The 20177-nt window shown below is 72.5% G+C and carries 15 protein-coding genes; 4 read left to right on the top strand and 11 right to left on the bottom strand.

What is annotated here, in order from left to right; genetic code table 11:
- Nucleotides 1–36: 36 nt before the first annotated feature.
- The 10 genes from ABZ948_RS22320 to iolC all read right to left on the bottom strand — a co-directional run bounded on the left by ABZ948_RS22320 (nt 37) and on the right by iolC (nt 15055).
- Nucleotides 37–1962, bottom strand: coding sequence for an AMP-dependent synthetase/ligase (locus ABZ948_RS22320; protein ID WP_359762100.1), 1926 nt, complete (start codon nt 1960–1962; stop codon nt 37–39).
- A gap of 126 nt (nt 1963–2088) precedes the next feature.
- On the bottom strand, nt 2089–3597 hold the full coding sequence (locus ABZ948_RS22315) for a vWA domain-containing protein (RefSeq protein ID WP_359762098.1): 1509 nt from the start codon (nt 3595–3597) through the stop codon (nt 2089–2091).
- 149 nt (nt 3598–3746) lie between these two features.
- A complete protein-coding gene (locus ABZ948_RS22310) occupies nt 3747–4613 on the bottom strand; it encodes an ABC transporter permease (RefSeq protein WP_359762096.1) in 867 nt (288 codons plus the stop codon).
- Nucleotides 4610–7264, bottom strand: coding sequence for a CocE/NonD family hydrolase (locus ABZ948_RS22305; protein WP_359762094.1), 2655 nt, complete (start codon nt 7262–7264; stop codon nt 4610–4612). The genes ABZ948_RS22310 and ABZ948_RS22305 overlap by 4 nt, the downstream gene beginning before the upstream one ends.
- Before the next feature lie 199 nt (nt 7265–7463).
- Nucleotides 7464–8852: an APC family permease gene (locus ABZ948_RS22300; protein WP_359762093.1), complete on the bottom strand. Its 1389-nt coding sequence runs from the start codon at nt 8850–8852 to the stop codon at nt 7464–7466.
- Between the two features lie 160 nt (nt 8853–9012).
- Nucleotides 9013–10515 (bottom strand): CoA-acylating methylmalonate-semialdehyde dehydrogenase, encoded by a 1503-nt coding sequence (gene mmsA, locus ABZ948_RS22295; RefSeq protein ID WP_359762091.1) that lies wholly within the window; start codon nt 10513–10515, stop codon nt 9013–9015.
- 14 nt (nt 10516–10529) lie between these two features.
- Nucleotides 10530–12407 (bottom strand): 3D-(3,5/4)-trihydroxycyclohexane-1,2-dione acylhydrolase (decyclizing), encoded by a 1878-nt coding sequence (gene iolD / locus ABZ948_RS22290; RefSeq protein ID WP_359762089.1) that lies wholly within the window; start codon nt 12405–12407, stop codon nt 10530–10532.
- Nucleotides 12404–13216: a 5-deoxy-glucuronate isomerase gene (gene iolB / locus ABZ948_RS22285; RefSeq protein ID WP_359762087.1), complete on the bottom strand. Its 813-nt coding sequence runs from the start codon at nt 13214–13216 to the stop codon at nt 12404–12406. Before iolB ends, iolD begins: the two co-directional genes overlap by 4 nt.
- Nucleotides 13217–13226: 10 nt before the next feature.
- Nucleotides 13227–14108, bottom strand: coding sequence for a Cgl0159 family (beta/alpha)8-fold protein (locus tag ABZ948_RS22280; protein ID WP_359762085.1), 882 nt, complete (start codon nt 14106–14108; stop codon nt 13227–13229).
- On the bottom strand, nt 14105–15055 hold the full coding sequence (iolC, locus tag ABZ948_RS22275) for a 5-dehydro-2-deoxygluconokinase (protein WP_359762083.1): 951 nt from the start codon (nt 15053–15055) through the stop codon (nt 14105–14107). Before iolC ends, ABZ948_RS22280 begins: the two co-directional genes overlap by 4 nt.
- 268 nt (nt 15056–15323) lie before the next feature.
- On the opposite strand from iolC, the gene ABZ948_RS22270 reads away from it, so the two are divergent.
- Together ABZ948_RS22270 and ABZ948_RS22265 are read left to right on the top strand one after the other, a co-directional pair.
- Nucleotides 15324–15539, top strand: a complete 216-nt coding sequence (locus ABZ948_RS22270; protein ID WP_435857567.1) for a helix-turn-helix domain-containing protein — start codon at nt 15324–15326, stop codon at nt 15537–15539.
- Between the two features lie 274 nt (nt 15540–15813).
- Nucleotides 15814–16014, top strand: coding sequence for a helix-turn-helix transcriptional regulator (locus ABZ948_RS22265; protein WP_114252715.1), 201 nt, complete (start codon nt 15814–15816; stop codon nt 16012–16014).
- Between the two features lie 60 nt (nt 16015–16074).
- Here ABZ948_RS22265 and ABZ948_RS22260 read toward each other — a convergent pair whose 3' ends face one another.
- Nucleotides 16075–17118 carry a zinc-dependent alcohol dehydrogenase family protein gene (locus ABZ948_RS22260; RefSeq protein ID WP_359762081.1) on the bottom strand — a complete coding sequence of 348 codons (1044 nt, stop codon included), beginning with the start codon at nt 17116–17118 and terminating at the stop codon, nt 16075–16077.
- Between the two features lie 247 nt (nt 17119–17365).
- Here ABZ948_RS22260 and ABZ948_RS22255 point away from each other — a divergent pair, with 247 nt between their 5' ends.
- Both ABZ948_RS22255 and ABZ948_RS22250 read left to right on the top strand, forming a co-directional pair.
- Nucleotides 17366–17605: a heavy-metal-associated domain-containing protein gene (locus ABZ948_RS22255; RefSeq protein ID WP_359762079.1), complete on the top strand. Its 240-nt coding sequence runs from the start codon at nt 17366–17368 to the stop codon at nt 17603–17605.
- Nucleotides 17606–17771: 166 nt separating this feature from the next.
- Nucleotides 17772–20012, top strand: coding sequence for a heavy metal translocating P-type ATPase (locus ABZ948_RS22250; protein WP_359762077.1), 2241 nt, complete (start codon nt 17772–17774; stop codon nt 20010–20012).
- The last annotated feature ends 165 nt before the right edge of the window (nt 20013–20177 follow it).

Raw genomic sequence — 20177 nt, 5'->3', positions numbered from 1 at the left:
GCCGAGCGACTGCTCGGCGGCCCGCCCCCTTTGCGGTCAGGACCGGTGCGCGTACAGCGCCTCGATCTGCTCCGCGTACGCGGCCGTCGCCGCCTGGCGCTTGACCTTCAGGGACGGGGTCAGCAGCCCGTTCTCCTCGGTGAAGTCGCCCTCGACGAGAGTGAAGGCGCGGATCGACTCGGCACGTGAGACGGCCTCGTTGGCGTGGTCCACGGCCTTCTGGACGTCGGCGCGCAGGCGTTCGTCGTGGACCAGCTCGGACAGCGGGGTGTCGGCGGGGAGTTTGCGGACCGCCAGCCAGTGGGCCAGGGCTTCCGGGTCGAGGGTGATCAGGGCGGCGACGTAGGGGCGGTTGTCGCCGACGACGAGGCACTGGCCGACGGGCGGGCGGCTGCGCAGGCGGTCCTCCAGGACGGCCGGGGAGACGTTCTTGCCGCCGGTGGTGACGAGGATGTCCTTCTTGCGGCCGGTGATGGTGAGGTAGCCGTCCTCGTCGAGGGAGCCGAGGTCGCCGGTGGCGAACCAGCCGTCGTCCAGGACCTCGCCGGTCGCGGCCGGGTTGTTCCAGTAGGCGGTGAAGACGATGCCGCCCTTGATGAGGACCTCGCCGTCGTCGGCGATGCGGACGGCGGTGCCGGGGACCGGCAGGCCGACCGTGCCGGGGCGGGGGGCCAGGGGCGGGACGATGGTGGCCGCGGCGGTCGTCTCGGTGAGGCCGTAGCCCTCGTAGATGAGGATGCCGGCCGCGTAGAAGAAGAGGTTGAGCTCGCGGTCGAGGGGGCTGCCGCCGCTGATGGCGTAGCGCATGCGGCCGCCGAGTTCCTTGCGGATGCGGCGGTAGACCAGCAGGTCGTACAGGGCGTGGGCGGCGCGCAGGCCGGGGCCCGGTCCCTTGCCACGGCCCAGGAACGCGTTCATGTGGGCCTGGCCGAAGCGGACGGCGATGCGGTGGGCGCGCTCGAAGGAGGCGCCGCGGCCGATCTTCTCGGCGGTGGCGCGGCCGGTGTCGTGGATCTTCTCGAACAGGTACGGGACACCGACCAGGAAGGTCGGGCGGAACGCCCTGAGGGCCGGGCGGAGTTCGTCGGGCTTGATGCTCGGGCAGTGGCCGATCTCGATGCGGCCCATCAGGCAGGCGATCTGGAGGGTGCGGCCGAGGATGTGGGCGAGCGGGAGGAAGAGGAGCGTCGAGGCGGTCTCGCCGGTGACCTCCTTGAACATGGGGTGCAGCAGCTCGACGGTGTTGGCGGCCTCGGCGTGCAGGTTGGCGTGGGTGAGGACGCAGCCCTTGGGGCGGCCGGTGGTGCCGGAGGTGTAGCAGAGGGTCGCGGTGGTGTCGGGGGTCAGGGCGGTGCGGCGCTTGGTGACCTCCTCGTCGGGGACGTCCCGGCCGAGGGCGGTGAGGTCGTCGAGGGCGCCGCCGTCGAGTTGCCAGACGCGTGGGGGCCGCGGGTGGCCGGCCGTGCCGGTCAGGACCGTGTCGGCGTTCTCGGCCGTCTCCGTGACGACGTGCCGGGCGCCCGAGTCGCGGACGATCCACTCCACCTGGTCGGCGGAGGAGGTGGCGTAGACCGGGACGGTCTGGCCGCCGGCGGACCAGATCGCGAAGTCCAGGACCGTCCACTCGTAGCGGGTGCGGGACATCACGGCGACGCGGCCGCCCGGTTCGAGTCCGGCCGCGATCAGGCCCTTGGCCACGGCAGTGACCTCGCGGGCGAACGCCGCCGCCGTGACGGGCTGCCAGGTGCCGTGCCGTTCGCGGCGCAGCACCACGGCGTCGGCGGCCTCGGCGGCGTTGGTGTACGGGAGGTCGGCGATGCTGCCGGTCGTCGGGCGGGGCGCGAGGGGCGCCACGCGGGCCTCGCGGACGACGCCCCGCTCGTCCCTGGTGGTCTCTGCCTTCGTGCGGATCGCCAGGTCGGTGCGCTGCTTCGCCCGTTTCAGATCCTTGCGTACGCCCATGACGGCTCCCGGTCGCGGATGAGGCTGACGTGCTGCCGCTCGTACTCCCTCGTACGCGCTGGTACTCACGAGTACTTACTCTGGAGTCAACTTACTCACGCGTAAGGATAGGTCAATGGGGCGGGGTCACTTCAGGCGGTTCGCGGTGCCGATCGCCTCGGCGAGGCGGCGGATCTCCTCGTCCTCCGTGCGGTCCGCCAGGTCGTCGGCGTGCTCGGAGAGTTCGCCGAGCCGTGGGGCGCCGGGCAGGGAGGGGCCGTCGTCGCCGAGGGCGTCGGCGAAGTAGGCGGCCGTGGCGGTGGTCTTCAGGCCCCGGCTCGCGCTCCAGACGGAGTCGTCGAGGCCGTCGGTCTCCAGGTCGCCGGTCTCCTCGTGCGGGGCGCGGGTGTCGGGGTCGAGCCAGCGGACGGTGGCGGTGGCGAGGTGGCCCTCGGCGCCGGGCTCGGTGCGCACGGCGTACAGGGCGGTGACGGTGTGGCCGGGGCCGACCTCGCCGCCGTCGACGCGGTCGTCGCGGAAGTCCTCGTCGGCGACCCGGCGGTTGTCGTAGCCGATCAGGCGGAACTCCTCGACCGTCTCGGGGTCGAAGGCGACCTGGGCCTTGGCGTCGCGGGCGGTGAGGTCGATGTGGCGCGGGAGTTCCTCGCAGAAGACCTCGCGGGCCTCGTCCTCGTCGGAGACGTAGACGGTGTGGCCGTCGCCCTTGTCGGCGAGGGTCTCCATGAGGTCGTCGCCGTAGTCGCTGCCGACGCCGACGCCGAAGAGGGTGATGCCGTGCTCGCGGCGTTCGCCGGCGATCTTCTCCAGGATGGTGTCCGCGTCGGTGTCGCCGGTGTTGGCGAGGGCGTCGGAGACCAGGACGACCCGGTTGGTGGCGCCTTTCCGCAGGCCCTCGACGGCGGTCTCGTAGCCGGTCTCGACGCCGGCGCCGAGGTTGGTGGAGTTCTGGATGTCCAGGTCGTCGATGGCGTCCTGGACCTCGTCGCGGTTGCCGTCGAGGCGGGTCATGGGCAGGACCGTCTCGGCCTCGTCGCTGAAGGTGACGATCGCGACCGAGTCGTCGTCGCGCAGCCGGTCCGTCATCACGGCGAGGGACTCCTGGGCGAGGTCCAGGCGACCCGGCTCGGCCATGGAGCCGGAGACGTCGATGACGAAGGTCAGGGCGGCGGGCGGGCGTTCGCCGGTGCGTTGCTCGGTGCGGGTGGCGAGGCCGACGCGGACCAGGGACCAGTCCTCGTCGTCGGTGCGGGCGCCGTCGACGGTGACCGAGAAGCCGTCGCCGTCGGGGCGTTCGTAGTCCTGGCGGAAGCTGTTGACGAACTCCTCGGGGCGGACCGTCGAGGGGTCGGGCAGGCGGCCGTCGGCGAGGGTGCGGCGGGTGTAGTCGTAGGAGGCGGTGTCGACGTCGAGGGCGAAGGTGGAGAGGTGGTCGGGGTCTTCGCGGAGGTCGTCGTCCCGCTCGCTCGTGCCGTCCTCGTCGCCGTGGGCGGGTGCGGGTTCGCCCGTGCCGTACCGGGGGCGGTCGGCAGCCTTGCTGCCCTCGCCGGTGTCGCCGCCCCCGCTGCACGCGGTGAGCAGCAGGCCGCCCGCCGCCGTGAGGGCGAGCAGCAGTTCTCGTGTCCGGTACCGCTCCATCGTCCGTACCCCCTGGGTCCGTTGGTGTCGCGCTTCTTGCGACTGTGACGGCGCGGGGGGCCGGAACGTGCGGTACGGGGGGTTGCGGAAGCGTCTCGAAGCGGCCACGGAGGCCGCCCTTCGAGACCGGTGGGTGATCCTCCGTTGACCTAGGAGACGACGTCCTTGCGGGCGAAACCGCGGAAGGCCAGGGCGAACAGCACGAGCGCGTACGTTACCGAGATCGAGGTGCCCTGGATCATGTCCGTCCACTGCAACTGCGGCTGGACGGCGTCGAGCCAGGCGTACTGCCAGTGCGCCGGCAGGAAGTGGCGCCAGTCGCCGAGGGCCGTCACCTCGTCGAGGACGCTGCCGATGATGGTGAGGAACACCGCGCCGCCGACCGCGCCGAGCGGGGCGTCCGTCCGGGTCGACAGCCAGAACGCCAGGGCGGCGGTGACCAGTTGGGACACCATGATGTACGCCACGACGATCAGCAGGCGCTGGGCGGCGGTGCCGGTCGGGAGCGTGCCGCCGGTGGGCAGCTGGAGCGGGCCCCAGCCGTAGGCGGCCGTGCCGACGATCAGGGCGACGACCGGCAGCAGGACGAGCGCGGCCAGGCTGAGGGTGAGTCCGACGGAGAGCTTGGACCACAGCAGCCGGGCCCGGGGCACGGGGGCCGCGAGCAGGTAGCGCAGGGACGACCAGCTGGCCTCCGAGGCGACGGTGTCGCCGCAGAACAGGGCGACGGGGATGACGAGCAGGAACCCGGCGGAGGCGAAGAGGTTGACCGCGGCGAAGTTGGCTCCGGACGCGGTCGCCGTGTCCATGAGGTTCACGCGCTGGTTGCCGCCGCCCGGCTCGCCGCCGACCTGGAAAGCGACGAGCAGGATGAGCGGCAGGGCGAACAGGACGCCGCCCATGACCTGGGTGCGGCGCCGCTTCAGCTGCCGCACCAGCTCCACGCGGAACGGCAGGGTGCGGCCCGCGCGGTAGCCGTCGGCGACCTCGACGGGCGGCTCGGCGAGCGTGCTCATGCTTCGGCTCCGATCAGGGTGAGGAAGGCGTCCTCCAGGCGGCGGTGCGGGCCGACCGAGCGCACCGCCACGTCCAGCCGTACGAGGTCGGCGACCAGGCGCTGCGGGGTGCCGTCGGCGTCGAGCTGGACGAGGAGGCCCTCGTCGGCGCGTACGGCCGAGGCGACGCCCGGCAGGGCGGCGACCTTCTCGACGACGGGCTCGTCCACGGGCGTGGCCGTGCCCACCAGGAGGGTGTCACCCGAGCCGACGATGTCCTCGACCGGGCCCGCCTGGACGAGCTGTCCGTGGTCCATCACGACCAGGTGGGTGCAGGTCTGCTCCACCTCGGCGAGGAGATGGCTGGAGACGATGACCGTGCGGCCCGCGGCGGCGTAGCGGATCATCACCTCGCGCATCTCGCGGATCTGGGGCGGGTCGAGGCCGTTGGTCGGCTCGTCGAGGATGAGCAGGTCGGGCAGGCCGAGCATGGCCTGGGCGATGGCGAGCCGCTGGCGCATGCCCTGGGAGTAGGTGCGCACCGCGCGGGCGAGGGCGTCGCCCAGGCCCGCGATCTGAAGGGCCTCCTCCATGTGCGCGTCCTCGGCGGGGCGGCCGGTGGCGCGCCAGTACAGCTCCAGGTTCTCCCGGCCGGACAGGTGCGGGAGGAAGCCCGCGCCCTCGACGAAGGCGCCGACGCGGGAGAGCACCGGGGCGCCCGCGCTGATGGCGTGGCCGAAGACGCGGATCTCGCCGCCGTCCGGCTTGATGAGGCCCATCAGCATGCGCAGGGTGGTCGTCTTGCCCGCTCCGTTGGGGCCGAGGAGGCCCAGCACCTGGCCCTTCTCCACGCGGAAGGACAGGTCCTTGACGGCGTACCGGTCGGAGGACTTGGCGTACCGCTTGGTCAGGTCGGTGATCTGGAGGGGGACCTCGGCGAGCGCGGGGTCGGGCGGGGCGGGGGCGGCGGTGCGGCGGCGGCCCGTGAGGACCAGCGCCAGGGCGATGCCGGCGCCGGCGAGCGGCAGCCACCACACCCAGGCGGGCAGCGGGCCCTGCGTGTTGCTCTGGCCGAGGGCGGAGGGGACCTTCAGGTCGCCCTTGAGGGAGACGGTGTATGTCGCCGGGGCCGTCGGGGAGGCGTAGCCGAGGTCGGTGGAGGCGAGCACCAGGCGCAGGCGGTGGCCGTCGTCGATCTCGTGGTCGATCGCCGGGAGCGTGATGGTGACGTCCTTGCCGGCCTTGGCGCCCTCGACCCTGAGGGGCGTGACGAGTTGGGAGGGCAGCACCGGCTGGGTGCCGCCGGGGCCGACGTCGTAGAGCTTGGCGAAGAGCACGGCGTCGTCGCTGGTGGACTTCACGTGCACGGTCGCGGTGGGCGAGCCGGTGATCTGGAGGTCCTCGTGCTGTGGCGCCGACTCGAACGCGGCGAACTGGCCGGGGAAGTCGAGGGAGACGCCGATGCCGAGCGTGGACAGCTGGCTCAGGCCGCCGGCGCCGCCGAGGCCGGGGAGGGCGGAGACACCGGGCGGGCTGGCGCCGGGCGGGTTGTCGAAGCTCTGCTCGCGGCCGGCCAGGGCGATGGAGCGCTGCTCGCTCTCCAGGCCGGGGTAGCGGTCCGAGGTCACGCCGGTGAGGCGGGGTTCGCCGTCGCCGGAGCCCAGGCCGAGGGTGCGGGTGACGCGGAAGGCGGGGCCGGTGTCGGCGGCCTTGTCGTCCTTCAGGTAGCGGTCGAACCAGGTCTTCACGCGGTTCTGGACGCGGCCGGTCTCCATGTCGCCGCCGTCGTGGCCGCCGGCGATCCAGTCGACGTCGACGGGGGCGCCGCCCGCACGGATGGTCTTCGCGGCCTGGTCGGCCTGGCCGAGCGGGAAGAGGGAGTCGGACTGGCCCTGCAGGAGCAGCGTCGGCACCTTGATGTTCTTGCCGACGGCGGACGGCGAACGCTCGTCCAGCAGCTTGCGCGCCTCGGCGTCGGGCTTGCCCGACTCGGCGACCCGCTCGTACATCCGGCACAGCGCGGGCTCGAACTTCTCGCAGCCGCCGCCGGAGTTGACGAAGATGCCCGCCCACAGTTTCTTGAACACGCCGTTCGGGAACAGCGCGTCGGCGAGGTTCCAGTACGTGATCGCCGGGGCGATGGCGTCCACGCGCCGGTCGTGTCCGGCCGTGAGCAGGGCGATGGCGCCGCCGTAGGAGCCGCCGGCCATGCCGACGCGGGGGTCGCCCTTCTTGTCGAGCTCGACCTGGGGCTGCTTCGCCAGCCAGTCGATGAGCTCGGAGACGTCGGCGACCTCGCCCTTGGGGTCGTTCAGGCCGATCTTGCCGTTCGACTTGCCGAAACCGCGGGCCGACCAGGTCAGGACCGCGTAGCCGTCCCGGGCGAGGTCCTGGGCCTGCTGCCGCACGTCGTTCTTGCTGCCGCCGAAGCCGTGGCCGAGGAGGACGGCGGGGCGGCGGCGGTCTCCTCCGGAGGTGAAGAAGGAGGTGTCGATGCGCACACCGTCGCCGGTGGGCAGGACCCGGTCTTCGCGGTGGACCGGGGGCGTCTCGTCGTTCGCGACCGCCGTCCATGTGCCCGCGCCGGCGAGCACGACGACGGCGGCCCCGGCGGCGAGGAGCCTCCGGGGCCTCCGAAGCAGCCCGTTCAGTGCGGGCAGTCGAAGATCCATGCGTCAACGGTACGGGGTGAACCTGTCGATGAGTTGTCGACCGGAGACCGAAGTGCGGGGCCTTCCAGGGGTGTACACGGAGTTTTCGGCGTACTGCGGGTGGTGTACGGCTGCGAGCTCGGCGGGGGCTGTGCGTTGCCGGGCGCGGGGTGCGTTGTGGCCTTTCGCGCAGTTCCCCGCGCCCCTGAAAAGCAGGCCCCTACGCCTCCGGTACCGACACCAGCCAGCGGGTCTCCCTGCGCGGGCGGAGATACAGCGCCCAGTACAGGGTGGCCGCCGCCGTGATGCCGCCCGTCCACAGCAGGTACGTCGTCTCCTGCTGGATCAGGACGTAGAGCAGGACCACGATCAGCACGAGCGGGGCCGCGGGCCACAGGGGCATGCGCCAGGCCGGGGTGTGGCGGTGGGGGCCGCGGCGGGAGAGCAGGGCGGCGACGGCGACCAGGAGGTACATGCCCGTCACCGAGACGCCCGTGACGCCGTACAGGGTGTCCAGGTTCACGAAGCACAGGGCCGCGCCGGGGACGCCGACCGCGAGGGTGGAGACCCAGGGGGAGCCGAAGCGGCCGAGTCGGGAGAAGAGGGTGTTGACCGGGGCGGGCCAGGCCTTGTCACGGGCCGAGGCGAACAGGACGCGGGAGTTCTGGATGACCATGACGATCCCGGCGTTGATGATCGCCAGGGCCACGCAGAGGCTGACGAACGTGCCGACGGCCGTGTTGGACCAGGCGGTGACCATCGTGGAGATGTCCCCGCCGGTGAGGGCGGCCAGGTCCGGGGCGCCCAGGGTGATGGCCGCGACCGGGACCAGGATGATCACGGCGGAGATGGCGAGGGTGGCCAGGACCGTACGGGCCACCGAGCGGCGGGGGTTCTCCAGTTCCTCGGAGAGGTAGACCGCCGTGGAGAAGCCCTGGGTGACGAAGAGGGCGATGGCGAGGCCGGAGACGACGAGCAGGGCCGTCACCGTGTCGGGGGCGCCGTCGGGGCCCGCCACCCGCATCGAGACCAGGCTGTCCGCGCCTCGTTCCGCGTGGGTGAAGCCGAGGACCGCGACGACCGCCGCCGCGATGACCTCCAGGACCAGGAAGACGCCGGTGATCCAGGCGTTGGCCCGCAGGTCGAGCAGGCCGGCGAGGGTCGCGAGGAGCATGACCGAGGCGCCCGTCCAGGACGGGTCGAGGTGGACGAGGGGAGCGAGGTAGTCGGCCGTGCCCATCGCGATGACCGGCGGGACGATCATCACGACCAGCAGGGACAGCACGAAGACCAGCCAGCCGGCGAGGCGTCCGGCCAGCGTCGAGACCATGGCGTACTCGCCGCCGGCGCTGGGGACGAGGGTGCCCAGCTCCGAGTAGCAGAACGCCACGGCGACGCAGAGCAGGGAGCCGATGGCGATCGTCAGGGCCGTGGCGGTGCCGAGCGAGCCGAACAGGTCCGGGACGACCACGAACAGCGTGGAGGCCGGGGTCACGCAGGAGAGGGTGAGGAGGGTGCCGCCGACGACTCCGATGGAGCGCTTGAGCTTCTTGGGGCCGCCCGACGCCTGCGCGACGGCGGCCTCGACAGGGGTGAGGGTGTCGGTCACGTGAGGGATGCAACATCGACGGAAACCATCACGTCAATGGGTGTTCACCTACGAAATCCGTAGCGAACCGGCAGCTCGACTGTCCTTTTGAGTGCAAGTTGTCAACAGGAACTGGTCCGGGGATGCCTGCGAGAACCGCAGGCACCCCCGGGAAAAATTCTCAGTGGTTGCGCGGGAAGCCCAGGTCCACGCCCGCCGGGGCGTCGGCCGGGTCCGGCCAGCGGGTGGTGACGACCTTGCCTCGGGTGTAGAAGTGCGTGCCGTCGTTGCCGTAGATGTGGTGGTCGCCGAAGAGCGAGTCCTTCCAGCCGCCGAAGGAGTGGTAGCCCACGGGGACCGGGATCGGGACGTTCACGCCGACCATGCCGGCCTCGACCTCCAGCTGGAAGCGGCGGGCCGCGCCGCCGTCCCGCGTGAAGATCGCGGTGCCGTTGCCGAACGGCGAGTTGTTGATGAGGTCCAGGGCCTCCTCGTAGGTCTCCGTGCGCAGCACGCACAGGACCGGGCCGAAGATCTCGTCCTGGTAGGCCTTGGCGGAGGTCGGGACCTTGTCGAGCAGGGAGATGCCGATCCAGTGGCCGTCCTCGTGGCCGTCGACGCTGTAGCCGGTGCCGTCCAGGACGACCTCGCAGCCCTCGGCCGCCGCGCCCTCGACGTAGGAGGCGACCTTGTCGCGGTGGACCTTGGTGATCAGCGGGCCCATCTCGGAGGCCGGGTCGTCGCCGGGGCCGATCTTGATCTTCTCGGCGCGCTCGCGGATCTTCTCCACCAGTTCGTCGCCGATCGCGCCGACCGCGACGACCGCGGAGATCGCCATGCAGCGCTCGCCCGCCGAGCCGTAGGCCGCGCTCACCGCCGCGTCGGCGGCGGCGTCGAGGTCGGCGTCCGGGAGGACCAGCATGTGGTTCTTGGCGCCGCCGAGCGCCTGGACGCGCTTGCCGTTGGCGGAGGCGGTGGTGTGGATGTAGCGGGCGATCGGGGTCGAGCCGACGAAGGAGACGGCCTTGACGTCCGGGTGCTCCAGGAGGCGGTCGACGGCCACCTTGTCGCCGTGGACGACGTTGAAGACGCCCTCCGGGAGACCGGCCTCCGCCAGCAGCTCGGCGAGCTTGACCGACGCCGACGGGTCCTTCTCCGAGGGCTTCAGCACGAACGTGTTGCCGCACGCGATGGCGATGGGGAACATCCACATCGGCACCATCGCCGGGAAGTTGAACGGCGTGATGCCCGCGACGACGCCGAGCGGCTGGCGGATCGAGGAGACGTCGACGCGGCTCGCCACCTGCGTGGACAGCTCGCCCTTCAGCTGGACGTTGATGCCGCACGCCAGGTCGACGATCTCCAGGCCGCGGGCGACCTCGCCGAGGGCGTCGGAGTGGACCTTGCCGTGCTCGGCGGTGATCAGCTCGGCGATCTCGTCGCGGTGGGCGTCGAGCAGCGCCCGGAACTTGAAGAGGATCGAGGTCCGCTGGGCCAGCGAGGACTGGCCCCAGGTGGCGAAGGCCTCCTTGGCGGCCGCGACCGCCGCGTCCACCTCGTCGACCGAGGCGAACGCGACCTTCGTCGTGACCTCGCCGGTCGCCGGGTTGGTCACCGGCCCGTGCGTGCCCGAGGCGCCTTCGACGGTCTTGCCGCCGATCCAGTGGTTGACGATCTTCGTCATGGCCGGGAACTCCTTCACAGATGGCGGCGTCGGGTGGAGACGTGCCGTTCGTACAGCTCACGTGCCTTGACCGCGGACGGCCGTGTCGCGGTCTCGGCCACGGGTACATCCCACCAGGCCTGAGCGGGGGGCGCGCCCGACACTGTGTCTGCCGTTTGGGTCTCCACGTAGACACATGTGGGAGTGTCGGCGGCCCGGGCCTCGGCGAGGGCCTCGCGCAGGTCCCGCACGGTCTTGGCGCGCAGTACGCGCATGCCGAGGCTGGCCGCGTTGGCGGCGAGGTCCACGGGCAGCGGCGGGCCGGTGTACGAGCCGTCCTCCGAGGGGTAGCGGTAGGCCGTGCCGAAGCGCTCGCCGCCCACCGACTCGGACAGGCCGCCGATGGAGGCGTAGCCGTGGTTCTGGATGATCAGGACCTTGATCGCGACGCCCTCCTGGACGGCCGTCACGATCTCCGTCGGCATCATCAGGTACGTGCCGTCGCCGACCAGCGCCCACACGGGCCGGTCCGGGGCGGCCATCTTGACGCCGATGGCGGCCGGGATCTCGTAGCCCATGCAGGAGTAGCCGTACTCCAGGTGGTACTGGTCGCGGGACCGGGTTCGCCAGAGCTTGTGCAGGTCGCCGGGGAGGGAGCCGGCCGCGTTGATCAGGATGTCCGACTCGTCGACGAGGGCGTCCAGGGCCCCGAGGACCTGCGGCTGGGTGGGGCGGGTGTCCGGTTCGTCCACCTCGTAGCAGGCGTCGACGCGCTGCTCCCAGCGCTCCTTGTCCTCGGTGTACTCGGTGGCGTAGCCGCCGGCGACCCGGTGCGCGTGCAGGCGCAGGGCGTCCGTGAGCTCCTGCAGTCCGCTGCGGGCGTCCGCGATCAGGGTCTGCCCGGCGAGCTTGTGGCCGTCGAAGGGGGCGATGTTGAGGTTCAGGAACCGGACGTCCGGGTGGGCGAAGAGGGTGCCGGAGGCGGTGGTGAAGTCGGTGTAGCGGGTGCCCACGCCGATCACCAGGTCGGCCGTGCGGGCCAGTTCGTCCGCCGTGGCCGTGCCGGTGTGGCCGATGCCGCCGACGTCCTGGGGGTGGTCGTGGCGCAGGGAGCCCTTGCCGGCCTGGGTCGAGGCGACCGGGATGCCGGTGGCCTCGGCGAACTCGGCGAGCGCCTCCTCGGCCCGGCTGTGGTGGACGCCGCCGCCCGCGACGACCAACGGGCGCTTCGCCGCGCGGATCGTGTGCACCGCGTCCATCAGTTCCGTCGGGTCGGGGCCGGGCCGCCGGACGGTCCAGGTGCGCTCGGCGAAGAACTCCTCGGGCCAGTCGTACGCCTCGGCCTGGACGTCCTGTGGCAGGGCGAGGGTGACGGCGCCGGTCTCGACGGGGTCGGTGAGCACGCGCATCGCGTTCAGCGCCGAGGGGATCAGGGCCTCGGGGCGGGTGATCCGGTCGAAGTACCTGGAGACCGGGCGCAGGCAGTCGTTGACCGACACGTCACCCGCGTACGGCACCTCCAGTTGCTGCAGGACCGGGTCCGCGGGGCGGGTGGCGAACACGTCGCCGGGCAGGAGCAGCACCGGCAGGTGGTTGATGGTCGCGAGGGCGGCGCCGGTGACGAGGTTGGTGGCGCCCGGGCCGATGGAGGTCGTCACCGCGTGCGTGGAGAGGCGGTTCGACTGGCGGGCGTAGCCGACCGCCGCGTGCACCATGGCCTGTTCGTTGCGGCCCTGGTGGAACGGCATCCGCTCGGCGTGCTCCAGCAGCGCCTGGCCGAGGCCGGCGACGTTGCCGTGGCCGAAGATGCCCCAGGTGGCGCCGATGAGCCGCTGCCGGACGCCGTCACGCTCGGTGTACTGGGCGGCGAGGAAACGGACCAGCGCTTGTGCGACGGTCAGACGGGTGGTCATCGGTACCCCTCCGTGTGGTCCGGGTGGAAGCAGATCCGCCACTCCCGCGTCTCCCCCGGGCCGGCCATCACGTTCAGGTAGTACATGTCGTGGCCGGGCTGGGCGATCGACGGGCCGTGCCAGCCGTCGGGGACGAGGACGGCGTCGCCGGAGCGGACCTCCGTGAGGACGTCGGATCCGCCCTCACGCGAGGGGAATACGCGCTGGTAGCCGAAACCGTTCGGACCGTCGATCTCGAAGTAGTAGATCTCCTCCAGCTCCGACTCCTCGCCGGGCCGGTGCTCGTCGTGCTTGTGCGGCGGGTACGAGGACCAGTTGCCGCCGGGCGTGATCACCTCGACCGCGATGAGTCTGTCGCAGTCGAAGGCGTCCGCGGAGGCGAAGTTGCGGACGCGGCGCAGGCAGGTGCCGCTGCCGCGTTCCTCGACGGGGACCTCCGGCGCGGGGCCGTAGCGGGCGGGGAGTTGTCGCTCGCACTTCGCTCCTGCCAAAGCAAAGCGGCCTCCCGCGCCGGAGGCGATCTGGACCCGGGCGTCACGGGGCGCGTACGCGAAGTCGGTGACCGACGCGAACACGTTCTCCCGGCCCGAGAGGGTGAACTCTTCGTCCTCGACGCGCACGGTGCACGCGCCGGACAGGGGCAGCAGGATCCACTCGCTGCCCCCGGTGGTGAAGGTGTGCGTGCCGCCGGGCGTCAGCTCCACGATCCGCAGACTGCTGTGCGTCCAGCCGGCCCGCTTGGGGTCGATGTCCAGGACGTAGTTCACATCGGCGGTCGTGCCCTTGGGCACGTACAGCTCACTGGTCATGAAACGGCCCTCACAGCAGTCCTACGGCGGTGTCCACGGCGGCGGCCACGTCACCGTCCGCCGGGTACAGCAACGAGCGGCCGACCACCAGCCCGCGCACGGTGGGCAGTTGGAGGGCGCCGCGCCACTTCTCGTACGCCCCGTCCTGGTCGTCTCCCACTTCGCCGCCGAGGAGTACGGCGGGCAGCGTGGAGGCGGCCATGACCTCGGCCATGTCGTCGGGGTTGTCGGTGACCGGCACCTTCAGCCAGGTGTAGGCGGAGCTGCCGCCGAGGCCCGAGGCGATGGCGATGGACCTGGTGACGGCCTCTGCGGACAGGTCGTTGCGCAGCCGGCCCGTCTCGTCGCGGCGGCTGATGAACGGCTCGACGAACACGGGGAGCTTGCGCGCGGCCATGGCGTCGACGGCCCGTGCGGTGGACTCCAGGGTGGTCAGCGAGCCCGGGTCGTCGTAGTCGATGCGCAGCAGCAGCTTGCCCGCGTCGAAGCCGAGGCGCTCGATGTCCTCGGGGCGGTGGCCGGTGAAGCGGTCGTCGAGTTCGAAGCGGGCGCCCTGGAGACCGCCGCGGTTCATCGAGCCCATGACGACCTTGCCGTCGAGCGCGCCGAGCAGCAGCAGGTCGTCGAGGATGTCGGCGGTGGCGAGGACGCCGTCCACGCCGGGGCGGGACAGGGCCAGGCAGAGGCGTTCGAGGAGGTCGGCGCGGTTGGCCATGGCCATGCTGCGGCCGCCGACGCCGAGGGCGCCGCGGGCCGGATGGTCGGCGGCGACGATCATCAGCCGGCCGTTGTCGTTCAGCAGCGGGCGCCGGGTGCGGCGGGCGGCGGCCTCGGCGATCGCCTCCGGGCGGTGGCTGCGCAGGCGGACGAGTTCCAAGACGTCGACGGTCACTGGACGGCCCCCGCGGTGACGGCCGCCTCGATCTCGGCCTCGGTGGGCATCGCGGAGGAGCACTCCAGGCGGGAGGCGACGATGGCGCCGGCGGCGTTGGCGTGCCGCATGGTCTTCTCCAGGTCCCAGCCGGCCAGCAGGCCGTGGACCAGACAGCCGCCGAAGGCGTCGCCGGCGCCGAGGCCGTTGAGGACGTTCACGGGCAGCGGCGGGACCTCGGCGCTCTCGCCGGCGCTGTTCACCGCGAGGACGCCCTTGGGGCCCTGCTTGACGACGGCCAGTTCGACCCCGGCGTCCAGGAGGGCGCGGGCGGCGGCGTGGGGTTCGCGCACGCCCGTGGCCACCTCCACCTCGTCGAGGTTGCCGACGGCGACGGTGGTGTGGCGCAGGGCCTCCTCGTAGAAGGGGCGGGCCGCCTCCGGGTCGGTCCAGAACATGGGGCGCCAGTCGAGGTCGAACACCGTCGTGCCGGACTTGGCGCGGTGGGCGAGGGCCGCGAGGGTCGCCGTGCGGCTGGGCTCCTCGCTCAGGCCCGTGCCGGTGACCCAGAAGACGCGTGCGTCGCGGATCGCGTCGAGGTCCAGCTCGTGGGCGTCGATCTCCAGGTCGGGGGCCTTGGGCCGGCGGTAGAAGTACAGCGGGAAGTCGTCCGGCGGGAAGACCTCGCAGAAGGTGACCGGGGTGGGCAGGCCGGGGACCGGGGTGACCCAGCGGTCGTCCACGCCGAAGTCCGCCAGGGCCTCGTGGAGGTAGGTGCCGAAGGGGTCGTCGCCGGTGCGGGTGATCACCGCGGTCCGCCGCCCCAGGCGGGCCGCGGCGACCGCGACGTTGCTCGCCGAGCCGCCGAGGAACTTGCCGAAGGACGTGACCTGCGGCAGCGGGACGCCCGTCTGGAGCGGATACAGATCCACTCCGATCCGCCCCATGGTGATCAGGTCGTACGCCATCGGTGTCCCCTCGGTGTCGGCTCTCCCCGGCTTTGTAGCCCCCTTCACGAAGCCCTGTCAATGTTTTGTCCGGACATTCGGACCACATCATGACAGCGCTTTCGGTACGACCTGGTCCGGGGCCTTGTGCTCCGTGTCCTTCTGTTCCGTGTCCTTCTCTTCCGTAGTCTTCGGCGCTACGTGTCGGTCCGCCTCTCCAGGCGGCTGCCGCGCGGCAAGGTCATCAGCTGCCAGCTGTCCTGCTCGGGGTCGAACGCGGGCGTGGAAGGTGCGCGCCGACGCCCCTCAGTACCTCCGGACACTGGAGGCCTGCTGCGCCACGGGCTCCCTGCGCCGGGCCGCCGATCAACTGCATCTGCACCACAGCAGCGTGGCGCGGAGGCGGGAACTGATCGGCAAGGCCCTGGGCTTCGAACCGACCGAGCCGACGGGCCTGCTGCGGGCCGGCCTCGCCCTCACCAGCTGGCGGCTGCTGGACGGCTGAGGCCGGCCGGGCCGGTGTCCGGTGCGGGTTTCGTCAAGGCGCCGCGCCGACGCTCCGGCGCACGCCTTTGCCCCGGCTGTGTCACAAACGCCCCCTTCCTGTCACGCATGTCCCGCGTACGCGGGCCTTCCGTCACACCCGGCCGACAGGCCCTGCCCTGTGTCACGGGGTGTCGTTGACCGGTCACAGGCTTGTTGATCGCCAGCGCAGCACCCGGCTCCCCCGGACGGCCGCCCCCGGCCGCCGCCGTGGTGCTCGCGGGGAGGTGCACGTCATGACCGACCGAAGGCTCTGGTCCTACAAGGAGATCGCCGCGCACATCAGGGTGCAGCCGGACACCGTGCGGTCCTACCGCAAGCACGGCCTGCTGCCTCCGCCCGACCACGTCGAGGGCGGCAAGCCCTACTGGTACGCCGACACCGTCCGGGCCTGGGTCGCCTCCAGGCCCGGCAACCGTGCCCGAAGAGCCGACTGATCCGCTCCGCCCCCACCTCGTGCCCCACCACCGCGTGGGGCACGGTCGTCCACCGGCCCGTCAGCTCCACGGCTCGATGACCGTCGCCCCCGCTCCCGGCGCCGTCCCCATCGCGGCCAGCGCGGACGGGGCCCCGTCCAGCGGGATCGTGGACGTCACGAGCAGGTCCGGGCGCAGCACACCGCTGCGGACCAGCTCCAGCATCGGCGGGTAGGCGTGCGCGGCCATGCCGTGGCTGCCGAGGAGTTCCAGCTCCAGGGCGATCGCGCGGGCCATCGGCACGGGGGTCGTGCCGTCCGGCGAGGGCAGCAGGCCCACCTGCACGTGCCGGCCGCGGCGGCGCAGGCCGTTCACGGAGGCGGCGCAGGTGGCGGGCGCGCCGAGGGCGTCGAGCGAGAGGTGGGCGCCACCGCCGGTGAGGTCGCGGACCTCGGCCGCGGTGTCCGGCACGGCTCGCGCGTCCACGCAGTGCGCCGCGCCGAACTTCCGCGCCAGCTCCAGGGCCTCGGCCGACACGTCGACGGCCACGACCCGGGCGCCCGACGCCGCCGCGATCATCACCGCCGACAGCCCGACCCCGCCGCAGCCGTGCACCGCGACCCACTCCAGCGCCGCGACCCGGCCCTGCCGCACCACCGCCCGGTAGGCCGTGGCGAACCGGCAGCCGAGGGAGGCCGCCGTCGTGAACGACAGGTCCTCGGGCAGCGCCACGAGGTTCACGTCGGCGTGGTCCAGCGCCACGTACTGGGCGAAGGAGCCCCAGTGCGTGAAGCCGGGCTGGGTCTGGCGCTCGCACACCTGGTGGTCGCCGGCCGCGCAGGACGGGCAGGTGCCGCAGGCGCAGATGAACGGCACGGTGACCCGGTCGCCGGGGCGCCACCGGCCCACCCGGGCGCCCACCGCCTCGACGGTCCCGGCGAGTTCGTGCCCGGGCACGTGCGGCAGGGCGATGTCGGGGTCGTGGCCCTGCCAGCCGTGCCAGTCGCTGCGGCACAGCCCGGTGGCCTCGACCCGCACGACGACCCCGTGCTCCGCCGGCCGCGGATCCGCGACCTGCCGCACCTCGGCCGTCTCCCCGTACCGCTCGAACACCACGGCCCGCATGGCCCACCCGCCTTCCGTCCGGGCCCGGGCCGCGCCATGTTCCGCGCGGCCCGGGCAGTCAGCGCCTCGGGGAACGCTAACGGTCAGCCCGCCGACGCTCTGCCCTTGTCCCGGCCCGGGGCCCGAGGCGCTCCTCGCCCCGTTCGCGACCGCGTCGTCGTGGACTGATACCCCCTAGGGGTACAGTGGAGTGGTGGGACCCCCACGGGTCCCCACAGCCCCACACGCCTCGACGAGGAGTAACGACATGACCGCCCAGACCGACACCACGGGCTCCGTCACCACCGTCTACAAGGTGAGCGGCATGAGCTGCGGCCACTGCGAGGGCGCCGTCTCCGGCGAGCTCTCCCAGCTCTCCGGCGTCAGCTCGGTGACGGCCGTCGCCTCGACCGGCGAGGTCACCGTCGTCTCGACGGCCCCGCTCGACGACGAGGCCGTGCGCGCCGCCGTCGACGAGGCCGGCTTCGAACTGGCCGGCAGGGCCTGACACCCCGGTCCGGGCAAGCAACCGGGTCTGAGACCGGCCAGTCCTGGCACTCGTGTCCGGGTACCAGTCCCGGCACTCGTACCCCCGTACGGGCCGTACGCCGCCGCACCCGGCCCGTACGGCCCGTCCCGCTTCCCGGGCGCCCCGCACCTCCTGGAGTACGGACATGACCAGCACCACCGCCAAGGCGCCGACGGGCGAAGAGCCCGCCCTCGCCGAGGTCGAGCTGCTCATCGGCGGGATGACCTGCGCCTCCTGCGCGGCCCGCGTCGAGAAGAAGCTCAACCGCATGGACGGCGTCACGGCCACGGTGAACTACGCGACGGAGAAGGCCCGCGTCACCTACCCCGCGGGAACCGAGGTCGCCGATCTGATCGCCACCGTGGTGAAGACCGGGTACACCGCCGAGGAGCCCGCGCCGCCGCGGGAGGAGGAGCCTGCGGCCGAGGAGGCGGATCCCGAGCTGTCGGCGCTGCGCCGGCGTCTCCTCGTCTCGGCCGCCCTCGCCGTCCCGGTGGTCCTGCTGGCCATGGTCCCGGCGCTGCAGTTCGACAACTGGCAGTGGCTCTCGCTCACCCTCGCCGCCCCGGTCGTCGTCTGGGGCGGACTGCCCTTCCACCGCGCGGCCTGGACGAACGCCCGGCACGGCGCCGCGACCATGGACACGCTGGTCTCCCTCGGCACGCTGGCCGCGTTCGGCTGGTCCCTGTGGGCGCTGTTCCTGGGCGACGCGGGCATGCCCGGCATGCGGCACCCCTTCGAGTTCACCGTCTCGCGCGGGGACGGCGCCTCCTCGATCTACCTGGAGGTCGCCTCCGGCGTGACGGCCTTCATCCTGCTGGGCCGCTACCTGGAGGCCCGCTCCAAGCGCCGCGCCGGGGCCGCCCTGAAGGCGCTGATGGAACTGGGCGCCAGGGAAGTGGCCGTCCTGCGCGACGGCCGCGAGGTGCTGATCCCGGCGCAGCGGCTGGCCGTCGGCGACCGGTTCGTCGTCCGGCCCGGCGAGAAGATCGCCACCGACGGCACGGTCGTCGAAGGGGCCGCCGCGGTGGACGCCTCGATGCTGACCGGCGAGTCGGTGCCGGTGGACGTGGCGGCCGGGGACACGGTCACCGGCGCGACGGTCAACGCGGGCGGCCGGCTCGTCGTCGAGGCCACCCGGGTCGGCGCCGACACGCAGCTCGCGCGGATGGCGAAGCTGGTGGAGGACGCGCAGAACGGCAAGGCCGAGGTGCAGCGGCTCGCCGACCGGATCTCCGGGATCTTCGTGCCGGTCGTGCTGCTGATCGCCGCCGCAACGGCCGGGGTGTGGCTCGGCACGACCGGCGACGGCGTCGCCGCGTTCACCGCGGCCGTCGCCGTGCTGATCATCGCCTGCCCGTGCGCGCTGGGCCTGGCCACGCCGACCGCGCTGATGGTCGGCACGGGCCGGGGCGCCCAGCTCGGCATCCTCATCAAGGGCCCGGAGGTCCTGGAGTCCACGCGCCGGATCGACACGGTCGTCCTGGACAAGACCGGCACGGTCACCACCGGCCGCATGACCCTCCAGGAGGTGTACGCCGCCGAGGGCGTGGACGAGAAGCAGGTGCTGCGGCTCGCGGGCGCCGTCGAGCACGCCTCCGAGCACCCGGTGGCCCGCGCGATCGCCCTGGGCGCCGAGGAGAGGGCCGGACAGCTCCCGGAGGTCGAGGAGTTCCGGAACGTCCCCGGGCGGGGCGTACGCGGGCGTGTGGAGGGCCGTGAGGTCGCCGTGGGACGGCTCTTCGACGTCGTACCGCCGGAGCTGGCCCGCGCGCGGGACGAGGCGGAGCGGGCCGGGCGTACGGCGGTGCCCGTCGGCTGGGACGGGGCGGCGCGGGCCGTGCTGACCGTGGCGGACGCCGTGAAGGACACCAGCGCCGAGGCGGTGCGCGAGCTGCGCGCGCTGGGGCTCACGCCGGTGCTGCTGACCGGGGACAACCGGGCGGTGGCCGAGGCGGTGGCCGCCACGGTGGGGATCGACCGGGTGGTGGCGGAGGTCCTGCCCGAGGACAAGGTGGACGCCGTACGGCGGCTGCAGGCCGAGGGCCGGGTCGTCGCCATGGTGGGCGACGGCGTCAACGACGCGGCCGCGCTCGCCACCGCCGACCTGGGCCTGGCCCTGGGCACCGGCACGGACGCGGCGATCGAGGCGGGCGATCTGACGCTGGTGCGCGGGGACCTGCGGGTGGCCGCGGACGCGATCCGGCTGTCCCGCCGGACACTGGCCACGATCAAGGGCAACCTGGTGTGGGCCTTCGGCTACAACGTGGCGGCGCTGCCCCTGGCCGCCGCGGGGCTGCTCAACCCGATGATCGCGGGGGCCGCGATGGCCTTCTCGTCCGTTTTCGTCGTGACGAACAGCCTGCGACTGCGGACATTCCGGTGAAGTCTCCCGAATTCGCCCTAAGTTCGCGGCGAACGTGATTTGAGCCCCTCTGGAGTCCCGGGCCCGGCTCACATAAGCTCTTCACAAGGCTCGCGCATCATCCTTACGCTTGAGCCCCGGTCGCCATATCCGGGCTCTTGCGCATCTAACGGACATACGCAAGAG

This window comes from Streptomyces olindensis (assembly GCF_040645895.1).
Taxonomy (GTDB): domain Bacteria; phylum Actinomycetota; class Actinomycetes; order Streptomycetales; family Streptomycetaceae; genus Streptomyces; species Streptomyces olindensis.
Note: the sequence above shows the minus strand (reverse complement) of the source record. Positions and strands in the feature narration are given on the sequence as shown.